This is a genomic window from Streptomyces sp. LHD-70, from assembly GCF_031157275.1.
In the GTDB taxonomy this organism is placed as follows: domain Bacteria; phylum Actinomycetota; class Actinomycetes; order Streptomycetales; family Streptomycetaceae; genus Streptomyces.
Window position 1 is genome coordinate 454815 of sequence record NZ_JAVIFW010000002.1, and the last position, 26036, is coordinate 480850.

The 26036-nt window shown below is 72.9% G+C and carries 18 protein-coding genes; 7 read left to right on the plus strand and 11 right to left on the minus strand.

What is annotated here, in order from left to right; all coding sequences use genetic code 11:
* Positions 1–4: 4 nt before the first annotated feature.
* The 4 genes from RCO28_RS07075 to RCO28_RS07090 form a co-directional block, all read right to left on the minus strand.
* Complete coding sequence (locus RCO28_RS07075; protein ID WP_308940091.1) at positions 5–3652, minus strand: UvrD-helicase domain-containing protein; 3648 nt, start codon at positions 3650–3652, stop codon at positions 5–7.
* 79 nt (positions 3653–3731) lie between these two features.
* Positions 3732–4430, minus strand: a complete 699-nt coding sequence (locus tag RCO28_RS07080; RefSeq protein WP_308940092.1) for a hypothetical protein — start codon at positions 4428–4430, stop codon at positions 3732–3734.
* A gap of 132 nt (positions 4431–4562) precedes the next feature.
* Positions 4563–8033, minus strand: coding sequence for an ATP-dependent DNA helicase (locus RCO28_RS07085; protein ID WP_308940093.1), 3471 nt, complete (start codon positions 8031–8033; stop codon positions 4563–4565).
* Positions 8034–8410: 377 nt separating this feature from the next.
* The gene (locus tag RCO28_RS07090) at positions 8411–8779 is read right to left on the minus strand and encodes an MGMT family protein (RefSeq protein WP_308940094.1); all 369 of its coding nucleotides are present in this window, start codon (positions 8777–8779) and stop codon (positions 8411–8413) included.
* A 200-nt stretch (positions 8780–8979) separates the two neighbouring features.
* Between RCO28_RS07090 and RCO28_RS07095 the strand changes: the two genes are divergently transcribed.
* The 3 genes from RCO28_RS07095 (at position 8980) to RCO28_RS07105 (ending at position 14997) form a co-directional block, all read left to right on the plus strand.
* Complete coding sequence (locus RCO28_RS07095; RefSeq protein ID WP_374991106.1) at positions 8980–11721, plus strand: YbhN family protein; 2742 nt, start codon at positions 8980–8982, stop codon at positions 11719–11721.
* A 71-nt stretch (positions 11722–11792) separates the two neighbouring features.
* Positions 11793–13337 carry an alpha/beta hydrolase gene (locus RCO28_RS07100; protein WP_308940096.1) on the plus strand — a complete coding sequence of 515 codons (1545 nt, stop codon included), beginning with the start codon at positions 11793–11795 and terminating at the stop codon, positions 13335–13337.
* Between the two features lie 88 nt (positions 13338–13425).
* Positions 13426–14997 carry an alpha/beta hydrolase gene (locus RCO28_RS07105; protein ID WP_308940097.1) on the plus strand — a complete coding sequence of 524 codons (1572 nt, stop codon included), beginning with the start codon at positions 13426–13428 and terminating at the stop codon, positions 14995–14997.
* Positions 14998–15055: 58 nt separating this feature from the next.
* Here RCO28_RS07105 and moeZ read toward each other — a convergent pair whose 3' ends face one another.
* The 7 genes from moeZ to RCO28_RS07140 all read right to left on the minus strand — a co-directional run bounded on the left by moeZ (position 15056) and on the right by RCO28_RS07140 (position 23806).
* The gene (gene moeZ / locus RCO28_RS07110; protein WP_308940098.1) at positions 15056–16234 is read right to left on the minus strand and encodes an adenylyltransferase/sulfurtransferase MoeZ; all 1179 of its coding nucleotides are present in this window, start codon (positions 16232–16234) and stop codon (positions 15056–15058) included.
* A 63-nt stretch (positions 16235–16297) separates the two neighbouring features.
* A complete protein-coding gene (locus RCO28_RS07115; RefSeq protein WP_308940099.1) occupies positions 16298–17050 on the minus strand; it encodes a spherulation-specific family 4 protein in 753 nt (250 codons plus the stop codon).
* Positions 17038–17994 (minus strand): NAD(P)-dependent oxidoreductase, encoded by a 957-nt coding sequence (locus tag RCO28_RS07120; protein WP_282532931.1) that lies wholly within the window; start codon positions 17992–17994, stop codon positions 17038–17040. Before RCO28_RS07120 ends, RCO28_RS07115 begins: the two co-directional genes overlap by 13 nt.
* Positions 17995–18144: 150 nt before the next feature.
* The gene (locus tag RCO28_RS07125; RefSeq protein ID WP_308940100.1) at positions 18145–19299 is read right to left on the minus strand and encodes a hypothetical protein; all 1155 of its coding nucleotides are present in this window, start codon (positions 19297–19299) and stop codon (positions 18145–18147) included.
* A gap of 250 nt (positions 19300–19549) precedes the next feature.
* Positions 19550–21355 carry a DUF3492 domain-containing protein gene (locus tag RCO28_RS07130; RefSeq protein ID WP_308940101.1) on the minus strand — a complete coding sequence of 602 codons (1806 nt, stop codon included), beginning with the start codon at positions 21353–21355 and terminating at the stop codon, positions 19550–19552.
* A 190-nt stretch (positions 21356–21545) separates the two neighbouring features.
* A complete protein-coding gene (locus RCO28_RS07135) occupies positions 21546–22817 on the minus strand; it encodes a DUF3152 domain-containing protein (RefSeq protein ID WP_308940102.1) in 1272 nt (423 codons plus the stop codon).
* 8 nt (positions 22818–22825) lie between these two features.
* Positions 22826–23806 carry an alpha/beta hydrolase gene (locus tag RCO28_RS07140; RefSeq protein WP_308940103.1) on the minus strand — a complete coding sequence of 327 codons (981 nt, stop codon included), beginning with the start codon at positions 23804–23806 and terminating at the stop codon, positions 22826–22828.
* A gap of 180 nt (positions 23807–23986) precedes the next feature.
* Here RCO28_RS07140 and RCO28_RS07145 point away from each other — a divergent pair, with 180 nt between their 5' ends.
* The 4 genes from RCO28_RS07145 to RCO28_RS07160 all read left to right on the plus strand — a co-directional run bounded on the left by RCO28_RS07145 (position 23987) and on the right by RCO28_RS07160 (position 25991).
* Positions 23987–24205, plus strand: coding sequence for a hypothetical protein (locus RCO28_RS07145; protein WP_308940104.1), 219 nt, complete (start codon positions 23987–23989; stop codon positions 24203–24205).
* Between the two features lie 254 nt (positions 24206–24459).
* Positions 24460–25107 carry a TetR/AcrR family transcriptional regulator gene (locus tag RCO28_RS07150; protein ID WP_308940105.1) on the plus strand — a complete coding sequence of 216 codons (648 nt, stop codon included), beginning with the start codon at positions 24460–24462 and terminating at the stop codon, positions 25105–25107.
* A gap of 138 nt (positions 25108–25245) precedes the next feature.
* The gene (locus RCO28_RS07155; protein WP_308940106.1) at positions 25246–25473 is read left to right on the plus strand and encodes a DUF3107 domain-containing protein; all 228 of its coding nucleotides are present in this window, start codon (positions 25246–25248) and stop codon (positions 25471–25473) included.
* Positions 25474–25709: 236 nt separating this feature from the next.
* Complete coding sequence (locus RCO28_RS07160; RefSeq protein WP_308940107.1) at positions 25710–25991, plus strand: hypothetical protein; 282 nt, start codon at positions 25710–25712, stop codon at positions 25989–25991.
* Positions 25992–26036: the final 45 nt, after the last annotated feature.

Sequence of the window (26036 nt, forward strand, 5' to 3'; positions counted from 1 at the left end):
GAGCCTAGCCGGACGCCGACGTCGTCCGGTCGGCGTCCCCCCTCGGGCCTCGGCTCGGCCGGCCGCGGCCGCCCGCCTCGCGCGCGTGGTGCCGGTTTTCGCCGTGCCGCGCGGTGGCGCGGTCGTCGGCCTCCTCGGCGTCCGTCCCGGCGAGCAGGTGCTCCAGCTCCGCGCGGCCGGGCAGCCGCTCCGGGTAGGTGGTCTTTCCGGTGCGGACGAAGACGAACGCGGCCCTCACCGCCTCCACCGGCAGGCCGTGCTGCTCGGCCCAGGCCAGGCGGTAGATGGCCAGCTGCAGCGGGTCGGCGGCACCGCCGTGGCCCGTCTTCCAGTCGACGATCTCGTACGAGGTGGCGGCGCCGTCGCCAGGACCGGAACCGTCCGTGCGGTACACCGCGTCGATGCGGCCCCTGATCACCCGCCCGGCGATGGCCAGTTGGAAGGGCGCCTCGACGCAGTACGGGGTGCGGTACGCGTACGGGGTGTGCTCGAAGGCCTCCTTGAGGGTCTCCAGGTCGCGCTCGTCGGCGATCTCGGCGTCCGCGCCGGGGAGCTCGTCCGGGTCGAGCATCGGCAGTTCGAGGGCCTCGAAGCGGGACTCGATCCAGGCGTGGAACCGGGTGCCCCTGCGGGCCGCGGGCTGCGGCGGGCGGGGCATCGGGCGCGCCAGCTCCTGCGCGAACGCGTCCGGGTCGGCGGCCATCCGCATCACCTCGGAGGCGGTGAGCGAGAGCGGTACGGGCACGTCCCGCACGCCCACACGCGCGCGCTGCAGCTCCGCCGTCAGGGACTCGAGGTCCTTGTCCCAGGAGGCGACGGCGCGCTCCTCCTCCGGGGTGAGCCGGGGCGCGGGCGCCGGCCGCTGCGGCACAGCGCGCGCGTGCGGGTCGGTTTCGCCGTGCTGGTGGGGGATCTCCGGGCGGGTGTGCGTCCAGGTGTCCCAGGCTGCCGGGTCGTCCTCCGGAGAGCCGGAATCGGTCTCTTCCGGGGGGAGTTCCTCGTACGGGTCCGGGGTGCCGTCGCCGCACGGGTCCGGGGTGCTGTCGCCGTACGGGTCCCCGTGGCCCTCCTCGTAGAGGTCGTCCTCGGACGGCGGCGGGGGCCAGTCCGGGTCGTACGCCTCGTCCTCGGCGGCAGGGGACTGCTGGGGTGCCGTCAGGGCGTCCAGGTGGGCCAGGACGGTCTCGGCGGCGGCGTGGCGGCGGGCCGTCGCGGCGGTGTCCAGGGGCAGGGGCCAGGCGACGTCGGTGGTCTCCTCGCGCAGGGCGGGGTTCTCCTCGTCCGGCTCCGGCGCGTCCGCCCACGCCTCGATCTCGCCGTGGCCTGCGGCGCAGTGGTCGTGCAGGGCGAGCAGGAAGTCGGAGGGGCCGCGGGGGCGCTTCTGGGCCGGGCCCCACCAGTGTCCTGAGCCGAGCAGGAGGGAGCGGGGGCGGGTGAACGTCACGTATCCGAGGCGGAGTTCCTCCGTGCGCTGGTGGTCCTTCATCTCCTCGTGGAAGGCCTTCAGGCCCTTGCTGTCCCAGGCGTCGATGTCGGGCAGCGTCGCCGCGTCACCGCGCAGCTCGTGCGGCAGCACCTTGGAGCGGGCCGTCCACTTCTCGCGGCCTTGGGTGGAGGGGAACGTTCCGGTGACGAGTCCCGGCACCACGACGACGTCCCACTCCAGGCCCTTCGACTTGTGCGCGGTGAGCACCTTGACGGTGTTCTCGCCGCCGGGCAGCGCGTTGTCCAGGCCCTTCTCGTACTGCTCGGCCGTGCGCAGGAAGCCGAGGAAGGCGAGGAGGGACGCGGACGGGTCGTTCGCCGCGAAGGAGGCGGCGATGTCGAGGAAGTTGGCGAGGGTCTCGCGGCGGCGGGCCGCGAGGGCGTGCGGGGACGCCGACAGCTCGACGTCGAGTCCGGTGGTGGCGAGGACGCGGTGCAGTACGTCCATGAGCGGGTCTGCGAGGGAGCGGCGCAGTTCGCGCAGCTCGGCGGCGAGGCGGGCGAAGCGCACGCGCGCGTCGGCGGAGAACGGCAGCCGGTCCTGCGGGCCGTCCGCGTCCAGGAATGTGTCGAGCGCGTCCGCGAGGGAGATCACCTCCGCCGGGTCGACGCCCTCGACGGCCTCGGCGAGGCGCCGGTCGGCGTCGGCGGAATCGTCCTCCACGCACGTGTGCTGCACGAGGAGGCGGGCCCTGCGGCCGAGCAGCGCCAGGTCGCGTGGGCCGATGCGCCAGCGCGGTCCGGTGAGCAGGCGCACGAGCGCGGCGTTGGCCCCCGGGTCCTGCAGCACCTCGCAGACGGCGACGAGATCGGCCACCTCGGGGAGGTGCAGCAGCCCGGAGAGGCCGACGACCTCGACGGGGATGTCACGGGCGACGAGCGCGCCCTGGATCTGCGCGAAGTCGTTCGCCGTACGGCACAGGACCGCGATGTCGCCCGGCTCCTTGTCGGTGGCGACGAGGTGCGCGATCGAGTCGGCGAGCCACTCGATCTCCTCGGCGTGGGTGGGGAGCAGCGCGCACCGCACCGTGCCCGCGCCGACCGCGTCGGGTGCGGGCCGGAGCGCCTCCACGCCCGCGTGCAGGGCGCGCAGCGGGGCCGCCATGCCGTTGGCGAGGTCGAGGAGGCGGCCGCCGCTGCGGCGGTTCTCGCTGAGCGCGTACCGCGTGGCGGGGCTGCCGTCGGCGTGCGCGAAGTGCTCGGGGAAGTCGTCGAGGTTGGCGACGGAGGCACCGCGCCAGCCGTAGATCGCCTGGCAGGGGTCGCCGACGGCGGTCACCGCGTGCCCCGTTCCGGCGCCGAACAGGCCGGAGAGCAGGATGCGTTGGGCGACGGAGGTGTCCTGGTACTCGTCGAGCAGGACGACGCGGAACTCGTCGCGCAGGATGCGGCCGACCTCGGGGCGGGTGTCCGCGAGGGTGGCGGAGAGGGCGATCTGGTCCCCGAAGTCGAGGAGGTCGGCGGAGCGCTTGGCCGCGCGGTACCGCTCGACGAGCTCGGTGAGTTCCTGGCGCGCGGCGGCCGTCTCGGGGACCTTGCGCAGCTCGGCGTTGGAGAGCTTCACACCGTCGAGCACGCTCAGCAGCTCGGTGTCGTACGCGCGGAGCCTGGACGGTCGTACGAGGTGCTCGGCGAGCTCGGCGTCCAGGGCGAGGAGGTCGCTGACGAGGTCGGGGAAGGACCGGGTGAGCGCCGGATAGGGGCCGGGGGCTTCGCGCAGCACGCGCGCGGCGAGCTGGAAGCGGGTGGCGTCGGCGAGCAGCCGCACGCTGGGTTCGAGGCCGATGCGCAGGCCGTGGTCAGTGAGCAACCGCCCGGCGAACGCGTGGTACGTGGAGATCACCGGCTCGCCGGGTGGGTCGTTGTCCGGGTCGATCGTGTCCGGGTCGGTCACTCCGGCCTTGATGAGCGCGGTGCGCACGCGCTCGGCGAGTTCGCCCGCCGCTTTGTTCGTGAACGTGAGGCCGAGGACCTGCTCGGGGGCGACCTGGCCGGTGCCGACCAGCCAGACCACCCGGGCCGCCATCACCGTCGTCTTGCCGGAGCCGGCTCCGGCCACGATCACCTGCGGGGCAGGCGGCGCCACGATGCAGGCCGTCTGCTCCGGTGTGAACGGGATGCCGAGGAGCTCCTTGAGCTGCTCGGGATCGGTGATACGCGAGGACACTCCAGAGAGGCTAACGGCGGCCACTGACAACCCGGGCATCCCGGGAGCCGGCGGCCGCCGCATCGCTCAGCGCACGGGGTCAGGAACCCGCGATGAGGTCCTGCATGTCGGCGATCTCGGAGGCCGGCGGGGCCTCGACCTCGACCTTGTCGTTGAAGTCGGTGAAGTTCATGGTGTTGGGGTCGTCACCGCCCTTGGTGACGGCGCGCAGGAAGTAGGGCTCGCCCTCGGCCGCGACGTAGAAGGTGACGGTCTCGCCGCCGGACTTCTTCTTGGTGAGGGTGGCCGCCTTCTGGCCGTCGACCTCGGAGTCCTCGCCGCGCTTGACGCCCTTGAGGTCGCCCTCCTTGAAGAGGGACTTCAGGTCGCACATGTCGCCGTTCTGGCCGGAGGGCACCTTCACCCAGCGGTCGCCGACCTTCTTGGCGGTGGCCTCGTCGCCGAGGGTGCCCTTCCAGTAGGCGGTGTCGCCCTTCATGTAGCTGGTCTTGTCGATCACGCGGATGTCGACCGTGCCCATGTCGGCGGACTTCATCTCGCCGTTGCAGGCACCGCCCTTGGCGATCTGGAAATCGATCGAGGTGGCCTTGCCGCTCTGCTTGCCCTCGGCCGAGAGCTTCACGGAGTCGACGCCGCTGGTCGCCTTGGACGCCTTGTCGGCGATCTTGTCGGCGCTCATGCCCTCGAAGGGGTCCTTGTCGCCGAAGCAGCCGGTGACGCTGACGAGTGCGGCCGCGCAGGCCACTGCCGTCGCCAGGACCTTCCGATTGGCTGCCATGTGTATGTCCCCTCCTGGGTACCGATGTCGCGGTGTGCTTTACGTGGACTTTACGTCGGTGATAAGTCGGAACCGGTCACTCCGGGCGTGGGATGGATCACGCCCGGCAACATCCCGGATCCGCGAGAAAGCTCACTCCACTACGTGCCGTCCCTCGGCCCGCGCGCTGCACGAGGACCGGAACGAACAGTGCGTGCAGTGCTGGCCGGTGCTCGGCGAGAACCGTTCGTCGAGCACCTTGCCGGCGGCGGTGGCCAGCAGGTCGCCCACCCACTGCCCGGTCAGACCGTCCTGGGTCTGCACCTTGGGGAGCGCCTCGCCGCCGTCCTTCTTGGCGGCGGGCTGGCGCAGCTGCACCAGTTCCGCGCCGCCCGGCTCGGGTCTCTGCCCGTCGAAGACGTCGTCGACGGCGCCTTCGCGCACCGCCAGCTGATAGACGGCGAGTTGGGGATGGCGGTCCACCTCGGCCGCCGTGGGCGCCTGTTTGCCCGTCTTGAAATCGACCACATAGGCGCGCCCTTCGGCGTCCGCCTCCACTCGGTCCATGGAGCCGCGGATCCGCACCTCATAGGAGCCCGCTTCCAACGTGACGTCGAAATCGTGCTCAGTGGCGACCGGCGTACGCCCGGGACGGGTGCCGTTGGTGTCGACGTGCCAGTGCAGCAAGCGTTCGAGCGCCACGCGCGCGTGCTCCTTCTCCTGGGCCGACTTCCAGGGGGCGTCGAAAGCGAGCGCGTCCCACACCGAGTCGAGCCGCTCCATCAGCACCGACAGGTCGGCCGGGGTGCGCCCGGAGGCGACCTCGTCGGCCAGGACGTGCACGACGTTGCCGAAGCCCTGTGCGGCGGTCGCGGGGGCGTCGGCCTTCACCTCGCGGCCCAGGAACCACTGCAGGGAGCAGGTGTTGGCGAGCTGGTCGAGGGCGCTGCCGGAAAGGACGACCGGCTGGTCGCGCTCCCGCAGGGGCACCGCGCTGTGCGTGGGCTCGTACATGCCCCACCAGCGGGACGGGTGCGCGGTCGGTACGAGCGCCCTGCCGTCCTCGTCGCGCAGCGCGGCGAGCCGGGCCAGGCGCTCGGCCGCCGCCTCGCGCAGGGTGTCCGAGACGCGCGGGTCGACGGTCGTGGCGCGCAGCTCGGCGACGAGCGCGGCGACGGACAGCGGGCGGCGCGGGCGACCGGTGACGTTCTGCGGTTCGACGCCGAGTTCCGTCAGGAAGCGGGAGGGCTGGTCGCCGTCGTCCGCCGCGCCCTTCACCGCCGTGACGACGAGCCGCTCGCACGCGCGCGTGGCGGCGACGTAGTACAGGCGGCGCTCCTCCGCCAACAGGGCGCCCGGCGTGAGCGGTTCGGCGAGGCCGTCGCGGCCGATGCGATCCGCCTCAAGGAGGGAGCCGCGGCGGCGCAGATCGGGCCACAGCCCCTCCTGCACGCCCGCGACGACCACGAGGCGCCACTGCAGCCCCTTGGAGCGGTGCGCGGTCATCAGGCGTACGGCGTCGGGGCGCACCGCCCTCCTGGCGAGGGTGTCGGCGGCGATGTCCTGAGCCTCGACCTCGCCGAGGAAGTTCAGCGCGCCGCGTCCGCCGCTGCGCTCCTCCGCACGGGCCGCGGTCGCGAACAGGGCGCAGACGGCGTCCAGATCACGGTCGGCGTTGCGGCCCGCGGCACCGCCGCGCCGCGCGGTCCGTTCGAGGCGGGTCGGCCAGGGCGTGCCGCTCCACAACTCCCAGAGGGCCTCCTCGGCGGTGCCGCCGCCGGCGAGCAACAGCCAGGTACGGCGCAGCAGTTCCGCAAGGCGCCGGGCGCCGCCCGCGTACGACGGATCGTGCGCGACGAGCCTCTCCGGCTCGGCCAGGGCGCGCGCGAGCAGGACGTCCGACGGGGGCGGTACGCGGTTGCCGCCGGCGCGCTCCTCGTCCCGCAGGGCCCGCCCGAGGCGCCGCAGATCGGCGGCGTCGGTGCCACCGAGCGGTGAGGAGAGCAGGGTGAGGGCACGCTCGGTGCTGAGCCAGGGGACGGTCGTGCTTCCGTCCGGGACGGTCGTGCTCCCGTCCGGGGCGGCCTGGTCGGACGCGTCAGACGGGTCGGACGGGTCGGACGGGTCGACGGAGGAGGCTCCAGGCTGCCTCTCTGTGGTGCCGGTTTCGGGCACCTCCTCTGTGGTGCCGGTTTCCGGCGCCCCTGTAGTGCCGGTTTCGGAAGCCTCCGCAGTGACCGCCTCCGCTGCCGCGCGCAGGGCCTCGAGGAGCGGGGCCACCGCGGGCTCCTCGCGCAGGGCCACGTCGTTGCCGTCGACCTCCACCGGGACGCCCGCCGACGTCAGGGCTCGGCGGACCGCCGGGATGCGGACGCCCGCGCGGACGAGCACGGCCATGTCGGACCAGGCGACGCCGTCCTCCAGGTGGGCGCGGCGCAGGATGTCCGCGACGTTCTCCACCTCCGCACCCGGCGTCGGGTACGTGAACACGTCGAGTCGGCCGCCCTCGTCGACCGCGCGCAGCGCGCGGTGGCGCCGTACCTGCTCGGCGGGCAGGCGCGGCAGCGGCATCCGCTGGGTGATCCGGCGCGTGGCCTCCAGGAGGGCGGAGCCGGAGCGGCGCGACGTCGTGAGCACCTCGACCGGGGCCGGGCGGCCGTCGGCCCGGCGGAAGGTGTCCGGGAACTCGAGGATGCCGTTCACGTCGGCGCCGCGGAACGCGTAGATCGACTGGTCCGGGTCGCCGAACGCGACCAGGGAGTGGCCCCCGCCGGCCAGCGCCTGGAGGAGCCGTACCTGAGCGGGGTCCGTGTCCTGGTACTCGTCGACGAAAACCGCGTCGTAGCGCGCGGACAGCTGGTCGGCGACATCGTCCTGGCGGGCGAGCAGCACCGCGCGGTGCACGAGTTCGGCGTAGTCGAGGACGCCCTGCGCGTCCAGGACGTCCAGATACTCGGCGAGGAACGCGGCCGCCGCACCCCAGTCCGGGCGGCCGGTGCGGCGCGCGAAGTCGCCGAGGGCGGAGGGGCCGAGGCCGAGCTCACGGCTGCGGGCGAGGACCGCGCGCACCTCGTCGGCGAAGCCGCGCGTCGTCAGGCAGGCGCGCAGCTCGTCGGGCCACCGCACGCGCGCGTGGCCGCTGTTCTCGAGGTCGATCTCGCCTTCGAGGAGCTCGCGTACGACGACGTCCTGCTCGGGTCCCGACAGCAGCCGCAGCGGTTCGACGAACAGTTCGGCGTCCTGGTGGGCGCGGACCAGGGCGTAGCAGAACGAGTGGAACGTGGTGGCCCGCGGGGCGGAGACGCCGCCGATGCGCTGCGCCATCCGGTCGCGCAGCTCCACCGCCGCCTTGCGGCTGAACGTGAGCACCAGGATCCGCTCCGGGTCGGTGCCCTTGGCGATCCGGGCGGCGACCGCCTCCACAAGAGTGGTGGATTTTCCGGTGCCCGGACCGGCGAGCACGAGCAGCGGTCCGCCCGCATGGTCAACCACCGCGCGCTGTGGTGCGTCAAGACGAGGGGGATCCACTCTGACCGGCGGAGTACGCACCAGTCGGTACGCACGGGTGCCCCCCTGACGCACGGATGCGTCGGGAGCGCGCCGTTCGGAAGTAGAGGAGCTCACGTGGATCGCCGGTCCTGGTGGGTGTGCTGGGTGGAGAAGGGGCCGTGGGCCCCGCTGGTCGTCGTACGACCGCCGCGTCCCGCGCGAGCGGTGGCCGTTGCGGCGGCGGTTGCGGCGGCGGTCCGGTGACTGCCGCGCTCGACGCTACGCCAGTCGCCGGCCGGAACGCGCCGCTTCCCCGGCTTCGCCCGCTGCACCGCAGGCCGGGAGCCTGTCGCCGCGGGCCGGGAGCCTGTCGCAGGCCGGGGGCGTGTCGCCCGTACGGTCCAGCAGGCGCCCGCGGTGGCGCCGCATACCGGAAGCTGTCCCTTGTGAGACCCCGCTCACCCTTCCTTGCTGCGGGACCGCGCTCGGCGGACGCTGCTGCGAGGCCACGCTCAGCCGTCCCCGCCGTCCCAGCCATCCGCGCCGTCTCTGCCATCCCCGCCGTCCCAACGCGCCCGCCTCATGTCGAGGCGCTGCTCGCCGGCGCCCGTGCTGCGCAGCGGGGTGGCCTCGACGCGGTAGCGCTCCAGGGCGCGCCGCTCGTGCCCCGGCAGCAGGTGGCCGTCGGCCCGCACCACGCGCCACCAGGGCACCGCCCCGCCGTACAGCGCCATCACGCGGCCGACCTGGCGCGGGCCGCCCTCGCCCAGCCACTCCGCGATGTCCCCGTACGTCAGCACGCGGCCGGGCGGGATGCGCTCCGCGACCTGGAGCACCCGCTCCGCGTAGTCCGGAAGTTCCGGCAGGCTCTCCTCGCTCATCCGGCCCATATTGCCGCACCCCACCGACAATCCGGGCGGGAGAGGGAGCATGGTTCTGTGAACCCCGGGTGTGCGTATCAGGGACACAGTCCGACGGCTGAATGCACCCTGATGCCCCCTGTTGTCAGCGGGTCGTGCCACCATCATCCGGACGGTGACTGGTGATACGCGAGGAAAACGAGACGGAGAAGGATCAGGGAGTGCAGCCCCCCAAGGACGAGCGCACCCCTGACACGCCGTCGCGCCCGGACACCGACGGCCCGCGCGAGACGGACGACGACGCGCGCGAGAAGAGCCCGGCCGAGCACCCCGAGGCCCCCGTGCCGCACGGCTCCACCGCCTCCACGGCCACCGGCGCCGGCGACGAGGTCGAGGGGGACGAACCGCTGCTGCCCGCGCGCGTGCACCGGCCGTCCGACCTCATGCGGATGCTCGTCGGAATCCTGGCCGTCGTGCTCGTGCTGTCGATCGCGGCCTTCGCGCACGGCACCACGTCCGGCCTCGAACAGGACATCAACAAGGGCACCGACCAAGCGCCCGACCTGCTGATCAAGTTCGCCGGACTGAGCGCCTCCATCGCGGTGCTGCTCGTACCGGTGGCCTTCGCGATCGAGCGGCTCATCAAGCGCGACGGGCTGCGCATCGCCGACGGTGTGCTCGCCGCCGTGCTCGCCCACGGTGTGACGCTCGCCACCGACCTGTGGGTGGCGAAGGCCGCGCCCGACTCGATCCAGGACGCGCTGACCCGGCCGCTCGTGGAGGACCCGGGCTCGCTGACCGACCCGGTGCACGGCTATCTCGCGCCGGTCATCGCGTACATGACGGCCGTCGGAATGTCCCGAAGACCGCGCTGGCGCGTGGTGCTGTGGACGGTGCTGCTGCTTGACGCCCTCTCGATGCTCGTCGCCGGATTCACCACCCCGTTCTCGATCATCCTGACCGTCCTGATCGGCTGGACCGTCGCGTACGGAACGCTCTACGCGGTCGGCTCCCCCAACGTCCGGCCCACCGGGCAGACGCTGCTCGCCGGGCTGCGGCACGTCGGGTTCCGGCCGGTCAGCGCCGCGCGCGCGGAGGACGCGGCGGAGTCCACCGAGGCCGGCGACCGCGGCCGCCGCTACTTCGTCACCCTGGAGGACGGCCCGCCGCTCGACGTCACGGTCGTCGACCGGGAGCAGCAGGCGCAGGGGTTCTTCTACCGCGTGTGGCGCCGGCTCACGCTGCGCGGCATCACCACCCGGCGCAGCCTGCAGTCGCTGCGCCAGGCCCTGGAGCAGGAGGCGCTCCTCTCGTACGCGGCGATCGCGGCCGGGGCCAACGCGCCGAAGCTGATCGCCACGTCCGAGCTCGGGCCCGACGCGGTGATGCTCGTCTACGAGCACCTGGGCGGCCGCTCCCTGGACGCGCTGTCCGACGAGGAGATCACCGACGACCTGATGCGGGACACCTGGCTGCAGGTGCAGGCGCTGCAGTCGCGGCGGATCGCGCACCGGCGCCTCGCGGGCGACGCGATTGTGGTGGATCGTTCCGGCAAGGTGATCATCACGGATCTGCGGGGCGGCGAGATCGCCGCCGGTGACCTGGTCCTGCGGATGGACATCGCGCAACTGCTCACCACGTTCGGCCTGCGCACCGGCGCCGAGCGCGCGGTGGACGCGGCGGTCGGCCTGCTCGGTCCCGACGCGGTCGCGGACTGTCTGCCGCTGCTGCAGCCGATCGCGCTGACCCGGTCGACCCGGGCGACGCTGCGCAAGCTCGGCCGGGAGCGGTCCCAGCGCGAGCGCGACGCGGTCCTCGAGGCGTCCCGTAGCTCCAAGCAGGCGCGCGAGGAGAGCGGAACCGAGTCCGCCGCATCGGAGCGCAAGGCGGCGAAGGGCCACAAGCAGGCCGAGAAGCGGGCCCTTGACGAGGCGCTCGACGTGGCCCGCGAGGAGGATCTGCTCACCCAGATCCGGCACCAGGTGCTGAAGATCAGGCCGCAGGCGCCGGTCGAGCCCGCGCAGTTGGAGCGGATCAAGCCCCGCACCCTGATCAGCTTCCTCGCCGGGGCGATCGGCGCGTACTTCCTGCTCTCGCAGCTCACCGGCATCGACTTCGCGAAGCTCTTCGAAGAGGCCAAGTGGGGCTGGGTGGCCGCGGCGGTGGCGTTCTCGGCGCTCAGCTATGTGGCGGCGGCGATGGCGCTGCTCGGCTTCGTGCCGGAGCGGGTGCCGTTCCTGCGGACGGTGACGGCGCAGGTCGCCGGGTCGTTCGTGAAGATCGTGGCGCCCGCGGCGGTCGGCGGCGTGGCGCTCAACACCCGGTTCCTGCAGCGGGCCGGCGTGCGCTCCGGGCTCGCGGTCGCGTCGGTGGGTGCATCCCAGCTCTTCGGCCTCGGCTCGCACATCCTGCTGCTGCTGACGATGGGTTATCTGACGGGTACGGAGAAGACTCCGGAGCTGACCCCCTCCCGTACGGTCATCGCCGGCCTGCTGACCGTCGCGGTGCTCGTACTCGTCGTGACGGCGATCCCGTTCCTGCGGCAGTTCGTGGCGACGCGGCTGCGGTCGCTGTTCGCGGGCGTCGTGCCGCGCATGCTGGACGTGCTGCAGCGGCCGCAGAAGCTGATCACCGGCATCGGCGGCATGCTGCTGCTCACCGCGATGTTCGTGCTCTGCCTGGACGCGTCGGTACGGGCCTTCTCCACCGACGAGACCGTCTCGCTGAGCCTGGCCAGCGTCGCCGTGGTCTTCCTCGCGGGCAACGCGCTCGGCTCGGCGGCGCCGACGCCGGGCGGTGTGGGTGCGGTCGAGGCGACGCTGACGTTCGGTCTGGTGGCGATCGGCCTGCCGAAGGAGGTCGCGGCGCCTGCCGTGCTGCTGTACCGGCTGCTTACTTTGTGGTTGCCGGTTCTGCCGGGCTGGTTGTGCTTCAACCATCTGACGCGTAAGGGCGCGCTCTAGGCCCTGTCTGAGCCTCACCTGTACGGCCCCCGCCAAGAGCGCCCCCCAAGGCCCCGGCGCAGGATGGAGCCATGCCGAAACGTCCCGCACGCGCGCGTGCCGCCGTCCTCTCCGTGACCCTGTTGACCGCCGCGCTCGCCGCGGGCTGCGGGGACGGCGGGGACGAGGCCGACCTCCCGTCGCAGAAGCCGTCGTGGAAGGACTGCCCGGCGCCCTCGGCCGAGCAGGGCGGCGGCGACTCCCCGTCCCCGCTGCCCGGCGGCGCCGCATGGCAGTGCGCCACGATGAAAGCGCCGCTCGACTGGGACAAGCCGAAGGGCGACACCATCGACATCGCGCTGATCCGCGCCGAGGCCTCCGGCAAGGCGGAGAACCGGATCGGCTCCCTCATCTTCAACTTCGGCGGCCCCGGCGGCTCGGGCATCACGACGCTGCCCGCCTTCGGCGAGGAGTACGCGAAGCTCCGTACCCGCTACGACCTGGTCAGCTTCGACCCGCGCGGCGTCGGCCGCAGCGCCCCGGTGACCTGCCGTACGGACAAGCAGCTCGACGCGTACTACCAGCAGGACGCGACGCCGGACGACGCCGCCGAGGAGAAGTCGTACGTGAACGAGGTGAAGGGCTTCAACGGGGACTGCGAGGAGAAGTCCGGCGAGGTGCTGCCGCATGTGGCGACCACGGACGCCGCCCGCGACCTGGACCTGATGCGGCAGGTCCTCGGCGACGACAAGCTGCACTACTTCGGCATCTCGTACGGCACCGAACTCGGCGGTGTCTACGCCCACTTGTTCCCGAAGAAGGTCGGCAGGGCCGTGTTCGACGCGGTGGTCGACCCCACGCAGAGCGCGGAGCAGGGCTCGCTCGGCCAGACCAAGGGCTTCCAGCTGGCCCTGGAGAACTACGCCAAGGACTGCACGTCGAAGGTGGAGGACTGCCCCGTCGGCGACACCCCCGAGGACGTGCAGGCGCGGATCGCGAAGCTCCTCAAGGACCTCGACGCGAACCCGCTGCCCGGCATCGGCCCGCGCAAGCTGACCCAGACCGCGGCGACCAACGGCATCGCGCAGTCGCTGTACTCGCAGGACTTCTGGGAGTACCTGACGGAGGGCCTGGAGCAGGCGTACGACGGGGACGGGAAGATCCTGATGGCGCTCTCCGACTCGATGAACGGCCGCAGCCCCGACGGCACGTACAGCAATATCGGCGCCGCCAACATCGCCATCAACTGCGCGGACGACAAGCCGCGTTACTCCATGGCCGACGTGAAGGCGAAGCTCCCCGAGTTCCGCAAGGCCTCCCCGCTCTTCGGCGACTTCCTGGCCTGGGGCATGGTCGGCTGCACGGACTGGGCGGTTCCGGGCGCCGCCGACCACCCGGACGTGAGCGCCGCGGGCTCGGCCCCGATCGTGGTCGTCGGCAACACCGGCGACCCGGCGACGCCGTACGAGGGCACCCGCAAGATGGTCGACGCGCTCGGCAAGGGCGTCGGCGTCGAGGTCACGTACAAGGGGCAGGGGCACGGCGCGTACGACAGCGGTGACCGGTGCGTGCGGCAGGCGGTCGACGGCTATCTGCTCGACGGCAAGACCCCGAAGTCGGGGACGGTCTGCCCCTGAGACGGACCGTGTCGGGCGCCCGAAAACCGCCTCTACTATTGCGACACGTTTTCCCAGGGGGGAGGGCGTTTTCGAGGGGAAGCCGTTCATGCCCGCATCTGGTTCCGCTGGTTCCGCTGGTGACATATCGCGTACGGCCGTACGGCGCCTCGCCTCGGCCGTGCTCGCCGGGGCTCTGCTGATCACCGGCTGCAGCGGCTCCGGTCAGGGCGCCGCGCAGAAGGAGCCCGGACCTGCCGACAGCAGGGCGGTCGGCGGGCTGCCCGCCTCCCTCACCGGCCAGCAGCTCGACTGGGGTACGTGCGAGGCCGGCGCCGCCGGTGCTCCGGGCGAGGACTGGGAGTGCGCCACGATGAAGGCGCCCCTCGACCACGCCAAGCCGGACAGCGAGACGATCGACCTCGCGCTGATCCGCAGGCAGGCCACCGACCAGGACGGGCGGATCGGCTCGCTCCTGTTCAACTTCGGCGGGCCCGGTGGCTCGGGCGTGTCCGGGCTGCCCTCCATGGCGTCCCTGTTCACGAACCTCAACTCCCGGTACGACCTGGTGAGTTTCGACCCGCGCGGGGTCGCCGCCAGCTCGGGTGTGCGGTGCCGTTCGGACCGGGAGCTGGAGACCGCGGGCGCCGAGGTCGACCTGACGCCGGACACGGCCGCCGAGGAGAAGGCGTACTTCGCGGACGCCGCGGACTTCGGCGCGGGCTGCGAGCGCCGCTCGGGCACGGTCCTGCCGCACATCGGCACGTCCGACGCGGCCCGCGACCTGGACCTGATGCGGCAGGTGCTCGGCGACGACAAGCTGCACTACTTCGGTTTCTCGTACGGCACCGAACTGGGCGGTACGTACGCCCACTTGTTCCCGAAGAACGTGGGCCGGGTCGTCCTCGACGGGGTCGTCGACCCGAGCGCCGACAGCGTCGGCCACGCCAGGAACCAGACCACCGGCTTCCAGCGCGCCCTGGAGAACTACCTGCGGTCCACCGGCGCCGACCCGAAGCAGGGCACTCGCTCCCTGGTCGGCCTGCTGCGGCGCATCGACGCGGAGCCGCTGCCCGCCGGCGACGGACGCGAGCTGACGGAGAGCCTCGCCCTGACCGGAATCCTCGCGTCCCTCTACAGCGAGCAGTCCTGGTCCTCGCTCACCGCCGCCCTGGACGACGCGCGCGCGGGGCGCGGGGAGAAGCTCCTTGCCCTCGCGGACCAGTACAACGACCGTGACGCGTCCGGGAGTTACGGCACCCAGAGCCACGCCCAGCGGGCGATCTCCTGCGCCGACGCCAAGAAGCGGCCGACGGCGGCGCAGGCCAGGGCCGTGCTCCCGGAGTTCCGCCGGATCTCGCCCGTCTTCGGCGCGTTCCTCGGCTGGGACGTCGCGGGCTGGTGCCACGCCTGGCCGGTGCCGGGCGCGCACGAGACCCCCGAGGTGAGCGCGCCGGGCGCCGACCCGATCCTGGTCGTCGGCACGACCGGCGACTCGGCCACGCCGATCGAGGGCGCCGAGCGGATGGTCGAAGAACTCGGCCCCGGCGTCGGCGTCCAGCTCACCTACGAGGGCGAACGGCACACGGCGTACGGCGGTGGCAACGCGTGCGTGACGTCCACGGTCGACGCGTACTTGCTTGACGGAACGGTGCCGGAGCAAGGGAAGACGTGCACATAAGAAAGGGGCCCGACTCCCGCGTTCGGGAGTCGGGCCCACGTTCAGGCCGTAAGAACCCTTAGTACACCGGCTTGCTCGGCTCGATCTGGTGGACCCAGCCGATCACGCCACCGCCCACGTGGACGGCATCCGCGAACCCGGCCGACTTCAGCACCGCGAGAACTTCCGCACTGCGGACACCCGTCTTGCAATGCAAGACGATCTTCTTGTCCTGCGGCAGGTCCTGGAGGGCGTTGCCCATCAGGAACTCGTTCTTGGGGATCAGCTTGGCGCCGGGGATCGAGACGATCTCGTACTCGTTCTGCTCACGGACGTCGATGATCTCGATCTTCTCGTCCGCGTCGATCCACTCCTTGAGCTGCTTCGGAGTGATCGTGGAGCCGAGCGCGGCCTCCTGGGCCTCCTCGGAGACCACGCCGCAGAACGCCTCGTAGTCGATGAGCTCGGTGACCGTGGGGTTCTCGCCGCACACCGCGCAGTCGGGGTCCTTGCGGACCTTCACCTGGCGGTACTGCATCTCCAGGGCGTCGTAGATCATCAGGCGGCCGACCAGCGGGTCGCCGATGCCTGCGAGGAGCTTGATGGCCTCGTTGACCTGGATGGAGCCGATCGACGCGCAGAGCACGCCGAGCACGCCGCCCTCGGCGCAGGAGGGGACCATGCCGGGGGGCGGGGGCTCCGGGTAGAGGCAGCGGTAGCAGGGGCCGTGCTCGGACCAGAACACGGACGCCTGACCGTCGAAGCGGTAGATCGAGCCCCAGACGTACGGCTTGTTCAGGAGCACGCACGCGTCGTTGACCAGGTAACGCGTGGCGAAGTTGTCCGTGCCGTCGACGATCAGGTCGTACTGGCTGAAGATGTCCATCACGTTCTCGGCTTCGAGCCGCTCTTCGTGCAGGACCACGTTCACGTACGGATTGATGCCGAGGACGGAGTCCTTCGCGGACTCCGCCTTGGAGCGGCCGATGTCCGCCTGGCTGTGGATGATCTGGCGCTGCAGGTTCGACTCGTCGACCTCGTCGAACTCCACGATGCCGAGCGTGCCTACGCCGGCCGCGGCCAGGTACATCAGGGCAGGCGACCCCAGGCCACCGGCGCCGACGGCCAGCACCTTGGCGTTCTTCAGCCGCTTCTGCCCGTCCATCCCGACGTCCGGGATGATCAGGTGGCGGGAGTACCTGCGGACCTCGTCGACGGTGAGCTCAGCAGCTGGCTCGACCAGGGGTGGCAGCGACACGGGAACTCCGTTGATCGGTAATGCGGAACAGTGGTGCTTTCCGTAACGCTGCCACACCCTTCTTCATTCCGAGACACCGCGTCCGATGCGCGAGACGATTTCGTCCCAGTACCCGGGCAGGGCTCCGAAGGGGTCGACCGTGCCGCGCCGGTCCGTGCGGTCCGTGAACCAGATCGTGCCCGCGCCCTGCCAGCGGGCCACCCGCAGCGCCTCCTCCAGGTGGCCGCCGGGTACCCCGTGCACCAGGTGGCAGAACCGCTCGGGCGGATAGTCGGCGGTCCACTCGGCCACCTGCGACCAGCGGTAGTCCGCCCAGGCGCCGGAGAACGTGACCAGCTGGTCGGCCTCCTCCGCGTACCCGGGATACGGGTGGGTGCCGTGCCCGAACACCAGGTGCGCCTCGGGAAGCAGCGCCCTGAGGGTGGCGGCGATGCGCCGGGTCTCGGGCAGGGCGGCGCGCTCGGTGGGCGCGTGGTGCAGCAGGAAGCCGTCGATCCGGTACCAGTCGAGGTAGCGGTGCGCGTCCGAGACCAGCTCGCCGAAGTCGCGGGTGCCGTGGCCCAGGTCGAGGTGGCCGAGGACCCGCACCTCGGCGTTGCTGAGACGCCCGGCGGCGTCCAGGCAGTGCGGGTCGGGGCGGGCGCCCGGGCCGTTCGCGACGTTCAGGACGACCCAGTGCAGCGGGGTGTCGGGGCGGCTCAGCTCGGCCCACTCGACGGGCGCGAGCAGCGGGTGGGCGTAGCCGGGCACGCCCAGGCCCATGGTCGCGCCTGCGAGGGCGTGCGAGGGACCCGTCCGGTCGGTCAGATGCGGCATGCCGCCTCCATCCAGATGTCGGCGAGTGACTCTTCGAGGTTGATCCGGGGCCGCCAGCCGAGCCGGTCGCGCGCGGTGCGCACATCGGCCTGCTGCCAGCTGCCGCAGCCGTCCGGGTACGGGTACACGGCCGGCATCGCGTGGTCCGGGTCGGGCCGCGGGTGTCCGATGGCGGGGCGGCCGGTGGGCCCGGCGTCCAGCTCGTGCAGGGCGCCGCCGTATCCGGCGACCCGGGCGAGCACGGCCGCCGCGTCCCGCAGCCGGACCGCCCGGCCCGAGCCGATGTTGACGACGCCCTGCGCGGCGGACAGGGACGCGGCGTGCACGGCCCGCGCGACATCTCGTACGTCGACGAAGTCCCGCTGCACGCCCAGCCCGGCCAGCTTCAGCTCGCCGTCGCCGGACTGCATGGCCCGGCGCATGGCCTCGGCGAGCCGGCCGAGCGGGGTGGCGGGCGGGGTGCCGGGCCCGACGGGCGAGAAGACCCGCAGGACGACGGCGTCGAGCCCGGAGCCGAGGACCAGTTCGGTCGCGGCGAGCTTGCTCACGCCGTACGGGCCGCCGGGCCGGGGCGCGGCGTCCTCCGCGGTGGACGATCCCGGCTGGCTCGGCCCGTACTCGGCGGCGCAGCCCAGCTGGACGAGCCGCGCCCCGCAGCCGCTGCGGCGCAGCGCCTCGCAGACGGTGGCGACGGCCACGGTGTTGTGCCGGGTGAGCTCGCGGGCGCCGCCGCGGGTGGCGCCCGCGCAGTTGACGACGACGCCGGGGTGCACCGCGTCCAGGAACCGGGCGAGGGCACCCGGGCTGCCGCTGGCGAGGTCGAAGCGTACGTCCGCGTCGTCGCCGCGGCCGAGCGCGGTGAGCTGGACGGCGGGGTCGGCGAGCAGCCGGTCGGCGACGTAGCGGCCGAGGAATCCGTTGGCTCCGAGGAGCAACACCCTCATCGGGCGCCCCCAGGGACGGAAGCTCGGTGAGCGAGGGTGGTCATCTGGCGTTCTCCTTCAAGGTGTTGCACGAGGTGGTGCACGGGGTGGAGGCCCGCGGGGTCGGCCACGCGGGAGCGTTCGGGGTGGTCCGGGGCGGTGGGCTCGGGGTCACGGGGAGTCCCCCGGTCCGGCCGCGTGGGCGGAGGCGCGGGTGAGGCGTCGGGTCGCGGCGACGAGCAGGACGAGGACCCCGGCCCCGCAGGCGAGCGCCGGGACCGCCCCGGCGCCCACCGTCTCGACGGGCACGGCGAGCAGCTCGCAGCCGGGCAGCCGGGCCCCGAACACCGTGGCGACGGCGAGCCCTTCGAGGGCGCACACTCCGCCGAGCACGAAGCCCGGCGCGACGCGGAAGCCGTACGCGGTGAGCATCCGGGCGAGCAGCAGCAGGACGCCGAGCAGCGCGGCCCCGAGCGGTGGTCCGGCCTGGCCGAGGACCTGCCCGGCGAGGACGAGCAGCCCGCCGGCGGCAGCCGCGTACAGCGCGACGAGGGTGAGCAGCAGCGGGCGCGCCCCGGCCGCGAACTCCTCCAGGCCCCGGCTCTGGCCGAGCCGCCGCTGCGCACCCACGGCGAAGAGCCGGGCGCACCAGACGGCGGGCGCGTACGCGAGGGCCAGGCCGAGGAGCGCGGCGGTGTCCGGCGGCCAGGGCGCGTCGGGCCCACCGGCGAGGGCGGTACGAAGGAGCCCGTCGCCGAACAGTGCGTACAGGAGCAGAAACACGGTCCACGCGCGCGTGCCGGGCAGGGTCCCGCTGCGGGTGCGCAGCGGGCCGCGGCGCAGGGCGATCCGCAGCGCGACGGCGAGCGCGAGCATCCCGACGACCAGCGCGGTCAACCGGCCGCGCCCGCCCGTGAGTTCGTACGCGGCCACGGTGCCCGCGCCCACGGCCGGAGGCAGCAGTGCCAGCAGGGCGTGAGCGCGGGGCGACCGGCCTGCGGCGGCTGCGGGGCGCAGGGCGGAGGGGCGCTCGTCACGCGGCACGCGCGCGTACATCTCCTCGGCGAGCGAGAACACGTCCCGGTGCCGGTAGCGCGCGGCGGTCCGGTCGGTGACGCCGTGCGCCTCAAGCCCGGCGGCGATCTCCAGCGGGTCGACGGCGCGTTCGCAGAGCCCGCGGTGGCGGTGGATCAGCGCCTTGACGGGGTCGACGGCACCGCGCCGAGGGGGCCTGCGCTGCGTCACTCCGGCAGCGGATTCGGCTTCGGCTTCGGCTTCGGCCGTGGGCGTACCGTCAGGCGCCATTCCTGTACGAGAGTTGGTCATGCCTGCCCCTCACTCGCCGCTGGAGTGGGACGGCGGTCGGGACGGGGAACGGGAGCGGCGGCGGAGGCGGGCGCACGGACGATTGCGGACGCGGGCGCGGGGAGGGGCGCGGAGGCGTGCGCGGGCGCGGGCGCGAGGACGGGCGCGGGCGCCGGAGCAAGCGCGGCCAGCGCCGCCGCCGAGCGGGTGTCCCAGCTCCCGGGGCTTCGCGGCGTGACCGGCCAATCCCCCACGTCCGTAAGCGACTTGCTCATGCCTCCCCCTCGCTGACCGCGGCGGCGACCACCGGCTCACCCTCAGGCGCGGTCCCGCTCGCGGCCCAACTCGGCCCGCTCCGCGCCCCTTTGCGCGCGGCGAGCCACTGGCCGAACCGCGGCCCGGCTTCGCCGTCCGTGCCGGGTGCGGTGGACCAGCGGCCCGCCACGTGCGTCTCTGCGGGATTGGCGAAGGGCAGCGGATCGCCGTCCTCGTCCAGGACATCCCTGCGTACGGGGCAGTGCGAGACGATCTCCAGATAGATGCCGTGGAAGGCGGCGATGTTCTGCTCCACGGTGAAGAGTTCGAGGGCCCGCGCGCGGGCGGCCGCGCCCAGGCGCTCACGGCGCTCGGGGTCGCGCAGGAGCGCCACGCACGCGTCGGCGAGCGCCTTGGGGTTGCGCGGCGGGACGACGAGCCCCGTACCGCCGATGACCTCGACGACCGCGCCGGTGTCGGTGGACACGGTGGCCCGCCCGCAGAACATCGCCTCGACAAGGCTGATCGGGAAGCCCTCCACGACGCTGGAGAGGACGATGACGCTGCCCGCCGCGTACGCGTCCGCGAGCTCGGGCACCTCGGGGCCGCCCAGCTCCTCGAAGGAGACCGGGTTGTCGCCCACCGCGTGCACGCCGTCCGCCTCGTCCGGGAAGAGCTGCGCGGCCAGGGCGCGGCAGTGCGCGAGATACGTCTCGCACTCCTCGCCGTGCGCCGGTGCGCCGACGATCCGCAGCCGCGCCTTCGGCTCCTCCTTGCGGACCTCGGCGAAGGCGTGCAGGAGTCCGACCAGGTCCTTGGCGGGCTCGATCCGGCCCACCCACAGCAGGGTGTCCGGGTCCGCCTGGTCCGCCCCGGCCTCCCCGACCTCGGCGAACCGGCCGGCGGCCATACCCGGGTAGACGGTGCGCAGCTTGGCCCGCTCGGCGCCGCACTTCTCCTGCCAGCGGCGGGCGTGCGTGTTGCCGGGGGTGATCAGCGCGGCCTGCCGGTACACCTCGGCGGCGAGCCGGCCGTGGAAGGCGGCGAGCAGCGCACGCGCCGGAGCACCCGCCTGCTCACCGGCGCCCGCGAGGTAGTGCGCGCGCAGCTGCACGCCGTACTCCGTGACGAGCAGCGGCACCCCGAAGAAGTGCTGGGCGAGCAGTCCGGGCAGTGCGGCGCTGCCGCCGGAGGCGGCGTGGCAGAGGTCGACGGAGCCGAGCCCGCCCTCCTCGTCCTCGTACCAGTCGAGGGAGAGGGGCCGCAGCGCCTGCTCCAACTGCGCCGCGACGAGCAGGAGATCGGGGACGCGCGCCTCGTGCGCGGCGCGGGTGGCGCCGGGGGCGCGGCAGGCGCGCTCCAGGGCGCGCACGGCGGTCTCGGAGCGCAGCGCGACGGCGAGTCCGCCCTCGTCGCGGGCGAGTTCGGCAAGCCCGTAGAGCGCGTTGGCGAAACGGTCCGCCACTTCCGCCGAGGCCGATCCGTCGCCCGCGGAGCCCGCGGGGCCCGCGCAGACCGCGGCGGCCAGCTCGCCGTAGTGCTCGGCGAAGCGGCGCCGCTGCCGGCGGCGATAGCCCGTGCCGTCGCCGAGCCGGCCGCCGGGCCCGGAGCCGTCGTCGGCGCTCCACAGCGGCGCGGTGCGCACCCGTTGCACCTGGGGCGGGAGTTCGATCCACCCCTGCTGCTCCTGGTGGGCGCTGCGGGTCAGGGCGAACACGTCGAAGGCGTGCTGCTCAAGGCCGCGCACGAGCCGGTCGCACCAGAGCCTGGCCTCACCGGTCACATACGGGTAGCCACCCTCCGTGAGCAGTCCGATGCGCACGAGTACACCCCCGATCTCCCTTGTGGGGGGCCGCCGTTGCTCGGTCGGCCCGCAGCGGGACGAACGTACGCGGGGACGGCGGTGACACGATGGACAGTCGTCCGCCGCGCCACCAAAAGGGGTGAACGGTCGTAACTTTCGCGCGCGAGTAGCGTTCTGTTGCGCTAAGCGCGGATTCAGTTACGGAGCGTCAATTCCCGGGGAAGGCCCAGGGGTTGGGGCGGCACTTGATGCCGTCGTGCTCCAGGAACTTGGTCTGCTGCTGCATGACCGGCGCGAGCGCCCCGTCGTTGCTGCACATCACGTGGTTGTAGCCGAGCCGGTGGCCCACTTCGTGGTTGATGAGCATCTGCCGGTACGGGCGGATGGCGTCGCCGTACGGCTTCGCGCCCTGCGCCCAGCGGTAGGCGTTGATCATGATGCGCTCGGTGGCGGCGGAGTCGCAGGAGACGTTGTCGACGCTGGTGTCGAGCCCGGACTTGGCGCACCACACATCTGTCGTGCCCGGGCTGGCGAGCGTGATCACGAAGTCGGCCTCGCCGCTGGAGACCCGCTCGAAGGTCCTGGCGCCGCCGTGCGCCCAACTCCGTTCGTCGTTCAGGGTCTTCTGCACGGCCTGCGCGAACATCGTCCCGTCGAGGCCGAGCCCCTTCTCGACGTCCACGCGGTACCGGAACTTCTCCCCGGCGCCCGGCGCCTTGTCGAAGCCGCCGATGGCCTCGAACTTCCCGCCGCCCTTCAGCTCGGGGTCGAGCGGGACCTTCTTGCCCATCTTCTGCTCGTACGTCTCCGGCTTCGGCTCGGACGGCGGCGGGCGTTCGGCGTCACGGGACGCGTCGGACGCCGCCTCGGCCTGCTCGCGCACCTCACCGGCGTCCACGGCTCCGGCGCGGGCGTCACCGTCACTGTCGACGACCTGCACGGCGACGACGCCCGCGAGCACGGTCGTCACCGCGGCCGCGGCGATCCCGGCGAAGGCGCGGCCCCGGCCGCTCTTCTCCCGTACGGCATCGGGCTGCTCGGCCGGAAGGTCCTCGGCCTCGCCGTCGGGATCCCGGCCGTCGAAGCCGTCGTACGGGTCGTCCGGGCCGGCGGGCCGCCTGGGCGGGGCGCCCGCCGCGAACACGTCGTCCGGATCGTGCGGGCCGTGGGGATCGAGCCCGTCGAACGCCGCGACGTACTCCCGGCGCGGTCCGGGCACACGGGACGGGGGGCGGGTGGAAGGGTTCGGCGTCACATACGCCCCGGTGCCCAACTCGCCCCAGGCGCCGCCCTGTTCACGGTGCTCGGGGTGCGGGCGCGGCCCCTCGGGCGGCGCCGGGCGCGAGCCCTCCCCGCCAGGAGCCTGGCCCTGCGCGCTGCGCCGGCGGCGCCCGGAGCCGGAACCCGGCGCGGGCTGCGCGACCGGTATGGCCCCGGTGTCGGACTTCTCGGCGGCCCCCCGCCTTGAGTGCCGTCCCACGCGCCCCCTCAGCTTCCCGAAGTCGAGTCGTGTGTCGCGTCGTATTCCGCGAGCAGGTCGCGGAAGGCCGCGGCCACCGTGTCCGGATACTCCATCATCGCCACGTGCCCCGCGTCCGGCAGGGTCAGCAGCCGGGAGTCCCGGAAGGCTCGCGCCGCCTTCTGCGCCATGCGGGACGACACCAGCAGGTCGCGTCCACCGTAGACGAGCAGGGTCGGTGCGAGCACTCGCTCGGCCTGCCGCCACAGTCCGTGCTGCCCGCCGAGCGTGTACGCGTCCACGATGCCACGGGCCGAGCGTGCCATGGCGTCCCAGAAATAAGGGAGTTGAAGCCTGCGCTCCATCTCGTGCACCGCGTGGGCAAGGCCCTCGGGGGTGACACGGCCGGGGTCGCCGTAGCAGAGCCCGAGCACGCCGCGGGTGCGCTGCTCGGGCGTCCAGTCCCTGGTGAGGCGCGCGAAGAGCTGGGCGATGCCGGGCACCGCGAGCAGCGCGGTGGGCACCGCCGTGCGCTGCACCCGCAGCTCGGGCAGGGCGGGCGAGACCAGCGTCAGCGTCCGCACCAGATCGGGTCGTACGGCCGCTACGCGGGTGGCGACGGCCCCGCCCATCGAGTTCCCGAAGAGGTGCACGGGCCCGCGTCCGGCGGCGTCGAGCAGCCGGATCGCCGCGCGCGCGTGCCCGGTCACGGAGTAGTTGCCGTCGTCGGGCGGCGGGGAGTCCCCGAAGCCCGGCAGGTCGAGCGCCTCGCCGTCCACGACGTCCGCAAGCAGCGGCATCAGGTCCGACCAGTTCTGCGAGGAGCCGCCCAGCCCGTGGACGTACAGCGCGGGCGGCAGCCCTTGCGCCGTCCCGGGCCTGGAGCGCACGGACAGCGTGAGCCCCGGCAGGGTCACCGCACGCATGCGCTCCCCCTCGGCGACCCGGACAGGCAGCGTTCTGGGGGTCACCGCGGCGGCGAGGGCTCCCGGCAGCTCGGTCGACGACATGGTGGCAATGTTACGAGACGATCACGCGTTGGATCACGTGTTCGCTGTCACAGGCCTGCTCTGCCACCGCATGTCGGCCACAGGATCACGTAGCGCCACGAAAGGGACTCTCCTAGGCTCATAGAGAGAGCGGGACACTTCCTCGTGCAGAGGGCGCCCGCACCGGAAAGGGGAGCCAGCATGACTGTCGACCCGAGCGACCCCGAGACCTTCGATCCGGAAGAGCCCGAGGCTGACCTCGACGAGGAGACGCCGGAAGCCGACGCCGCCGAGCAGCACACCGATCTGCGCCAGAAGCGCGACGAACCCCTCCCCCACTACGACCCCTCCACCGCGAACCCGGCGGACGCCGCCGAGCAGGCCCGCGTCGTCGACCTGGACGAGGACGACTACCGCTGACCTGCGCCGACCACGGCACCCGCACGCGCGCGTGGCCGTCCTCGCGCGAGCGGATCTGTGGCTTGCCCGACAGCCCGCGATATCAGCTTTTCTCGCCCTAACAGGAGCCTTGTCCCCTGTCCGCTCCGTGAAATTCTCGGTCCGCACCGCGCACACGACGGTTACCGAAAAGTACGATGGCGGCGCGGCAGCACACCGCACACGGAACGGCCCTTGGATGCGTCAAGGCCGTGCTCAATGACATGGGAGGCGGCGTGACAGCCATCGAGCAGACAGATGCGGCGCGCCCGCGGGGCACGCGCCTGCCGCGCCGGGCCCGCCGCAACCAACTCCTCGGCGCGGCGCAAGAGGTCTTCGTCGCGCAGGGGTACCACGCGGCGGCGATGGACGACATCGCGGAGCGGGCCGGCGTCAGCAAGCCCGTGCTCTACCAGCACTTCCCGGGCAAGCTCGACCTCTACCTGGCGCTCCTGGACCAGCACTGCGACGCCCTGCTGCAGTCCATCCGTACGGCACTGGCGTCCACGACGGACAACAAGCTCCGGGTCGCCGCGACGATGGACGCGTATTTCAGCTACGTCCAGGACGAGGGCGGCGCCTTCCGGCTGGTCTTCGAGTCCGACCTGACGAACGAGCCCGCGGTCCGCGAGCGCGTCGAGAAGGTCACCCTGGAGTGCGCGGAGGCGTTCGGCGAGGTGATCGCCGAGGACACCGGGCTGCCCAAGGACGAGGCGATGCTCCTCGGCGTCGGCCTCGGCGGCCTCTCCCAGGTGGTCGCGCGCTACTGGCTCTCCAGCGACAGCAAGGTCGACCGCGACAAGGCGGTGGAGCTGCTCACCTCGCTCGCCTGGCGCGGTATCGCGGGCTTCCCGCTGCACGGCTCGGAGCAGCCGCAGCAGTGACGCGGCGGCGCCGGTCGGCGGGGGGTGTTCGCTGCGAGCGTGCAGCAGCGCGGCTTACCGGTCCCCTCACCGGGCTAATGTGTGCGGAGTACGGCGCGGACGGCCGCGCACATCACTGACCGTCGGAGGGACAAAGCCGTGGAGGTCAAGATCGGCGTGCAGTACGCGCCCCGCGAGATCGTTCTGGAGAGCGCCCAGACCGCCGAGGAAGTCGAGAAGGCGGTGGCCGAGGCGCTGAGCGGCAAGAGCGAGCTGCTCACTCTCGTGGACGACCACGGCCGCAAGGTCCTGGTTCCGGCCGGCAAGCTCGCGTATGTCGAGCTCGGCGAGCCGACCGCGCGCAAGGTGGGCTTCAGCGCTCTCTGAGCACGCGAGCGAGCAGCAAACGCAAGAAGGGCGCGGCCCGGTGGGACACCCACCGGGCCGCGCCCTTCTGCTGCCCGGCCCCCGCCGGGGCTCGTGCCGGGCGGAAACGTCCCCTGACCTGGCGCTCTCGTACGCTGCGGCCGGTCCGCCGGAGCGGTGAGGTGGAGGATTGCATTCCGGCCACCTCGGGTAGGACGGGCTAGGACCGATTGCACCCGGCCGGCGTGGGAGGACACATGATCTGGGAGACGCTCGGCTCCGTACTGCTCGGTCTGGCCCTGGCCTGGGCCGCCGACCACCGGCTCGCCCACCGGCTCCCGGCCCGCAACCTCGTCTTCGCCACCGGCGTCGCGAGCGCCCTCCTCGGCGCTTTCATCACGCACTCGGCGCTGGGTTCCGGCCACGTCCTGGCGACGCTGTTCGGCGCGGCGACCCTGGCGACGGCCCTGCTGTCCCTGCTGCTCCGCCCCCAGCCGAGGCGGACAAGGTCGACAAAGGTCAGCCCCTCCGGCGTTTGAGAAGCCGACGGCACAGAACCGCCCCCGTAAGCCCTCCCCCGTACG

Coding starts and splice junctions, on each gene's coding strand:
- RCO28_RS07080 (WP_308940092.1), bottom strand. CDS start 4,430: ATGGCAGCCAATCGGAAGGTCCTGGCGACGGCAGTGGCCTGCGCGGCC.
- RCO28_RS07090 (WP_308940094.1), bottom strand. CDS start 8,779: ATGAGCGAGGAGAGCCTGCCGGAACTTCCGGACTACGCGGAGCGGGTG.
- RCO28_RS07100 (WP_308940096.1), top strand. CDS start 11,793: ATGCCGAAACGTCCCGCACGCGCGCGTGCCGCCGTCCTCTCCGTGACC.
- RCO28_RS07105 (WP_308940097.1), top strand. CDS start 13,426: ATGCCCGCATCTGGTTCCGCTGGTTCCGCTGGTGACATATCGCGTACG.
- RCO28_RS07115 (WP_308940099.1), bottom strand. CDS start 17,050: ATGCCGCATCTGACCGACCGGACGGGTCCCTCGCACGCCCTCGCAGGC.
- RCO28_RS07120 (WP_282532931.1), bottom strand. CDS start 17,994: ATGAGGGTGTTGCTCCTCGGAGCCAACGGATTCCTCGGCCGCTACGTC.
- RCO28_RS07125 (WP_308940100.1), bottom strand. CDS start 19,299: ATGACCAACTCTCGTACAGGAATGGCGCCTGACGGTACGCCCACGGCC.
- RCO28_RS07140 (WP_308940103.1), bottom strand. CDS start 23,806: ATGTCGTCGACCGAGCTGCCGGGAGCCCTCGCCGCCGCGGTGACCCCC.
- RCO28_RS07145 (WP_308940104.1), top strand. CDS start 23,987: ATGACTGTCGACCCGAGCGACCCCGAGACCTTCGATCCGGAAGAGCCC.
- RCO28_RS07160 (WP_308940107.1), top strand. CDS start 25,710: ATGATCTGGGAGACGCTCGGCTCCGTACTGCTCGGTCTGGCCCTGGCC.